This is a genomic window from Streptomyces sp. NPDC057428, assembly GCF_042803195.1.
Classification (GTDB): Bacteria; Actinomycetota; Actinomycetes; order Streptomycetales; family Streptomycetaceae; genus Streptomyces.
Genome location: NZ_JBHVCT010000174.1, coordinates 1 through 5,553 on the forward strand (window position 1 = coordinate 1; position 5,553 = coordinate 5,553).

General features: G+C 71.0%; 5 protein-coding genes. 1 reads left to right on the forward strand and 4 read right to left on the reverse strand.

Features of this window, described 5'->3' with window-relative positions; all coding sequences use genetic code 11:
• Positions 1–423 precede the first annotated feature (423 nt).
• Genes ACFU5K_RS31115 through ACFU5K_RS31125 form a run of 3 tightly spaced genes read right to left on the reverse strand, consistent with a single transcriptional unit; the run spans position 424 to position 3,204 of the window.
• On the reverse strand, positions 424–1,266 hold the full coding sequence (locus tag ACFU5K_RS31115) for a prephenate dehydratase (protein ID WP_384067877.1): 843 nt from the start codon (positions 1,264–1,266) through the stop codon (positions 424–426).
• Positions 1,267–1,271: 5 nt separating this feature from the next.
• Positions 1,272–2,249, reverse strand: coding sequence for a hypothetical protein (locus ACFU5K_RS31120; protein ID WP_384067880.1), 978 nt, complete (start codon positions 2,247–2,249; stop codon positions 1,272–1,274).
• Entirely contained in the window at positions 2,233–3,204 is a 972-nt protein-coding gene (locus ACFU5K_RS31125; RefSeq protein WP_384067884.1) for an NAD(P)-dependent oxidoreductase, read from the reverse strand. The genes ACFU5K_RS31120 and ACFU5K_RS31125 overlap by 17 nt, the downstream gene beginning before the upstream one ends.
• 389 nt (positions 3,205–3,593) lie before the next feature.
• Here ACFU5K_RS31125 and ACFU5K_RS31130 point away from each other — a divergent pair, with 389 nt between their 5' ends.
• Positions 3,594–5,003, forward strand: coding sequence for an FAD-binding oxidoreductase (locus tag ACFU5K_RS31130; RefSeq protein ID WP_384067886.1), 1,410 nt, complete (start codon positions 3,594–3,596; stop codon positions 5,001–5,003).
• A 16-nt stretch (positions 5,004–5,019) separates the two neighbouring features.
• Here ACFU5K_RS31130 and msrA read toward each other — a convergent pair whose 3' ends face one another.
• Positions 5,020–5,532, reverse strand: coding sequence for a peptide-methionine (S)-S-oxide reductase MsrA (gene msrA, locus ACFU5K_RS31135; RefSeq protein WP_384067889.1), 513 nt, complete (start codon positions 5,530–5,532; stop codon positions 5,020–5,022).
• Positions 5,533–5,553: the final 21 nt, after the last annotated feature.

Genomic DNA, 5,553 nt, shown 5'->3' on the forward strand with positions numbered 1-5,553 from the left:
ATGCACCCGCCCACACGCGATGCGCTCGACTGTCTGTCTGGGCCTGGGTCGGAACCGCCACGCTGTCCGGCTACGGACCGGCGGCAGCCGACTTTCTTCGTGCGTCCCCGGTGCGCGCACGAGACACACGCAAACACATGTGAACCCCGCGGTGATCCGCCACGTTGTATCAGTGAGGGTTCCCGCCGCCCGGCGACGGCAGCGGGAACCCGACCAGCCGGCAGACCTGGTCATCACAGCGGTCGCGGCCGGTAGGTCCAGCGGCCCGAGAAACTGTCTCTTCCGGGCCGCACAGGACCGGATCCATGCTCCGGAAGCCCGGTCCGACGCGGTCCTGTCCCCTGGCGCCCCCGGCCGGGACGGGACCGCTCCCCGTCGGTTCGACATCACCGAGTCTCGTGGTTCGCGACAGCCCGGGGCGCCTCAGCCGGCACGCCCCCACCGGTGCGGATGTGCCGGGTAGGTGCCGAGGATGCGTACCTCGGACGAGAAGAAGCGCAGCTCCTGCAGGGCGAGCGCGACCCTGGGTTGGTCGGGGTGTCCCTCGACCTCCACATAGAATCGGCTGGGGTTCAGCCCGGCGCCCATCTGGTAACTCTCGACCTTGGTGAGGTTCACGGCGCTGCCGGCGAAACTGCCGAGGGCCTTGTAGAGCGCGCTGGGGATGTTCCGCACGCAGAAGAACAGACTGGTCATCGTCGGCTCACCCGTGTTCGGCGCGAACCGCGGGTCCCTGGAGAGGACGACGAAACGTGTGGTGTCGTCCGGGTCGTCCTCGATCGCGGACCGAAGCACCTCCAGCCCGTACAGCCGCGCTGCGGCGGGCGGGGCGAGCGCCGCGTGCCGGGGATCGCCCAACTCCGCCACCTCACGCGCTGCCCCGGCCGTGTCGTCACTGACCAGGGTCCGCCAGCCGCCCTCCCGCAGCACCTTGCGGCACTGCCCCAGGGCGTGCACGTGACTGCGTACACACTTCACCTGGTCGAAGGACGTGCCGGGAACACCCATCAGGTCGAAGCGGATTGCGAGGAAGTACTCGGCGACGATGAACAGCCCCGACTCCGGCAGGAGATGGTGCACGTCCGCGACGCGTCCGGCCGCAGAGTTGTCCACCGCGACCACCGCGACGTCGGCGTCGCCCAGCGTGACGGCGTCCAGGGCCTGTTCGAAGCCCGTGCAGGGAAACTCACGTCCTTCCGGGAACAGGGCCTGGGCGACGGTCGCCGAATTGGATCCGAGTTCGCCCTGATACGCGACGGTGGTCACCGCGTTCAGCCTTCCCTTGTGAAGCTCTGGCCGCCGGGCGGCAGAAGCTCCACCGCGAAGCGCATGGACTGAAGTATCGGTGAGCACTCCTCGACCAGGCGAATCAGGGGCTCTCTGCCCTTGTCCGCCGTGCAGGGCAGGGCCCGCTCGTACGCCGCCGCGACCACGTGGTGGACCGTGTGTGAGGCCCGCCGGATCTGGGCGGCCAGGGCCTCGGCGCCGCAGAGCGCGTCGGCATGCCCCGCGAGCGGGGCGCCGTGCACCCTCGCCGCCAGGTGCAGCCGCTCGTCCCGCAGCACGGCCGCCAGCTCGGCCGCCGCGTCGGCGGCCCCCACCGCGGCGGGCGGACTGCTCTGCGCATGCGTGCCGGCGGGGCCCGCGGTGTTCGGGGCGAGGCGGGCCAGGGCGTCGGTCAGGCGCCGCGCCGCTCCGAACGCCAGCCCCGTGACCGCCGTCCAGAGGAAGGCCGCGTCGTCCTCACGCAGCGGTGTGCCCGCCGAGTACGTGGCGAAACCGCTCGGCACCTGCATGTCGTCCAAGCGGAACACGGGGCCGGCCACGTCCGTGTCCGCCACGGCATGGCGACCGCGCAGCGCTCGCGGCAGCACCCTCGACGCGGTCACGAAAAGGTCCGGCGCGTTCGCCACCTCGACCGTCGCGTCCCGCCGGGTGTCGGTGAGGGGCAGGACCAGCCAGCATCCGAGGTCGGCTCCAGGAGGTACGTGCCACTGTCCGGTCAGCACGAAGCCCTCGGGAACGGGCCGGGCGACGGGCCGGGCACCAAGGCCTTCAGCAGGAACGGCCGCGGCGAGCGGTGCGGCCCAGTTCCACGTACGTGTGAAGGCCCCCCAGGCCGCCGACGGGTCGGAGTATCCCTCGAGTTCGAAGAAGTCGAGCACGCACGGCAGAGCCGTGTCGGGCCCGACCACCCTCGGGTAGTCGCCGCGCGCGGTGGTCGTCGTGTTCTCAGGCAGCTTGCTCACCGGCCTGGTATCCGGTCGTCGTCAGGACGACGTTGTCCAGTTCTTCGCCACGCGCGTAACGGTGCAACTGACGCCGCAGGAAGTCAGTGGTCATCCTCGGGAAGGCGTCGGTGAAGGCACCCACATGCGGAGTCACCAGCGCACCGGGGAGCCGCCAGAGGGGATGGTCGTCGGGCAGGGGTTCCGGATCCGTGACATCGAGCGCGGCCCGCAGCCGTCCGTCGCGCACCTCGCGGACGACGGCAGCGGTGTCCAGCAGTTCACCGCGGGCCACATTCACCAGCAGTGCTCCGTCTTTCAGCCGTGCCAGTGCGTCAGCGTCGAACATGCCACGAGTCCGCTCGGTGAGCGGAGCACACAGCACCACCGCGTCCGCCGTGGGCAGCAGCCCGGCCAGCTCCTCCGCCGTGTGCACGCGTCCCGCGAGGGTGGTACGCCCGGTCCGGGCCACCAGGACGGTCTCGCAACCGAACGCGCCGAGCCGGGCGGCGACGGCCGCGCCCACGGCTCCGTAGCCGACCACCAGGACGCGCTTGCCGTACAGGGTGGTCCGGGCTTCGGGCCGCCAAAGCGCTTCAGCCTGCCGGGCCACGAACCCGTCGATCCCACGGGACAGGGTCAGCAAAAGGGTGACGGCCAGTTCGGCGGTGGCCTCGCGATGCACTCCACGCGCCGTCGCCAGCCGTGTTCCGGCAGGCATCGTGCCCAGCAGCGGCATCATGTGGTCGTAACCGGAACTGAGGAGCTGCAGTACCCGCAGCCCGCGCATCCGCGGCAGCACCCGGCTCAGGATGCGCTCCGCGCCCGGCACCGGCGGGCCGACAAGGAACGTGACCTCGTCCGGGTCACCGGGCAGGGGGCCGTCACCGTCCCAGTAGCGGTAGGCCGGTCCGTCCGGCAGGCCGGGAATCTGCTCCCTCTGGTACGGGAGCCACACGGTCGCGCGGTCTTTCATCGTGCATCAGCTTCTTCCGGGTTCTTTCGGTGCGGACCGGCGACGATCGATGTCCCGCTGTTTCCCTGCGGACGATCGGCGGCATCCCGACCCGCCCGCGCCGCACCGGTATCCGGATCCCGTCGGCCGATACCTTTCCGCACTTACTACGTGAACGGCCGCACCGAAGAGCAGGGTTCACGTGAAGCGTGTCACAAGGGCGGCGACCGGCCCCGTCCGTTGTCCGCCGGCATCCGCGCGGGCGGATGAACTCCGGCACCCGGCTCCCGCGTGTACAGGGCGGGCAGGTGCCTCTCGGCCACCCGGACGGCCGGCCATCGCCGCACCGGCACTCATCCGACGCCGGACCGTCCGCCCGCACCCACGTGGTGCCCCGGAACAGGAACGACATGAGGCGATCAGCGACCGGGCAAGCTTCCCGGTCCTACGACCTGTCCGCGTTGCGCGAGGCAGTCGCGGGCCCGGTACTGGTGTACGGCGACACCGGGTACGAGCAGGAGTGCGCCGGCCACAACCTGCTGCGGGCGGCGCGGCCGACGGTCGTCGTAGGGGCCACCCGCTCCGGGGACGTGGTGACCGCCCTGCGGTTCGCGCGGGACCACGCCCTCCCCGTGGCGGTGCGCAACGCGGGGCACCAGCTGGTCCTGCCGGACGCCGGCGACTGGCTCCTGCTCACCATGAACCGCATGGACGACGTGCGTGTCGACCCCGGTTGCCGGACAGTGAGTGTCGGCGCCGGGACACGCTGGCGTCAGGTCGTCGCCGAGACGGCGAAGTACGGATGGGCGCCCCTGGCGGGTTCGGCTCCGGGCGTGGGTGTGATCGGGTACACCTTGGGCGGTGGCATAGGTCCGGTGCTGAGCCGCAGGCACGGGTACGCGGCCGACCACGTACGCCGGCTTGACGTCGTGACCGCCGACGGCCGAACGCGCCGGGTTGCACCGGACAGCGATCCGGACCTGTTCTGGGCGCTGCTGGGCTGCAAGGGCAACTTCGGCGTGGTCACCGGCATGGAGTTCGACGTCTTCCCCGCGACCCGCTTCCACGGCGGAGGGCTGTGGTTCCGCGGCGAGGACATGGCGAGGGTGCTCGCCGTGTGGCGAACGTGGCTGGCCGGTGTCGATGAGGATACGACCACGTCCGTCGCCGTCCAGCGTCTGCCGGATCTTCCGCACCTGCCCGCCGTGCTGCGGGGGGCGTTCGTCCTGCACCTACGCGTGGCTCACCTCGGACCGGCCGCCGACGGGGAGCGGTTGATCGCGCCCCTGCGCGCGACGGCGCCCGTCCTTCTGGACACCGTGCGGGAACGGCCCTTCGAGGAGGTGGGGGAGATCCACGTGGATCCCGTGCAACCCGCGCCCGTTTCGGAGACGGCCTTGGGGCTGCGCGAGTTCTCCGCCGACACCCTGGAGGCTTTCGTGGCGCTCACCGGACCGGACTCCGCCTGCCCGCTCGTCAGCGTCGAAGTCCGTGCTCTGGGAGGCGCCCTGGACCGGGAACCGGCCGTCCCCAACTCGGTGCCCTCCAGGGGCCTGCCCTTCGTGACGTTCGCCTTCGGCGTCGCACGGTGGGCCGAGGCGGGCCCGGTGCGGCGGCACCTGACCGCGTACACCGAGGCCTTGGCGCCCTGGGCGGACGACCGGAACATCATGAACTTCATCTCACCGCAGGCCGCCCGGACCGAGGCGGACGTCCGCCGGCTCTTCGGCGACCGGCGCTACGAGCGGCTGGCGGCGGTGAAGCGGCGATACGACCCTGCCAACGTGTTCCGGGTCAACCACAACGTCCCTCCTGCGTGAGGCGGGACCCCGGCGATCAGGCATCCGCGCGGTGCGGCAGCCGCCAGCCGACGCGCGGGAAATGGCAGGTGTAGCCGTCCGGGTAGCGCTGGAGATAGTCCTGGTGGTCAGGTTCGGCCTCCCAGAACGCGCCCGCCAGGACCACCTCGGTCAACACCGGTCCCGGCCAGAGCCCGGACGCCTCGACATCGGTGATGGTGTCGAGCGCGACCCGCCGCTGCTCATCCCCCAGGTAGAAGATGGCGGACCGGTAGCTGAGACCCACGTCGTTGCCCTGTCGGCACCTCGTGGTCGGATCGTGGATCTGGAAGAAGTGCTCCAGGACGGACCGGTAGTCGGTGAGCGCGGGATCGTAGACGATTTCGATCGCCTCGGTGTGGTTGCCGTGGTCTCGGTAGGTCGGCTCGGGCATGTCGCCGCCGCTGTATCCCACCCGGGTGCTCACCACGCCGGGCAGCGCCCGGATCAGCTCCTGCATACCCCAGAAGCAGCCGCCCGCCAGCAGGGCCCTCTTCTCGCTGCCGGTCATCACAGTCACCTGTCGATCGGG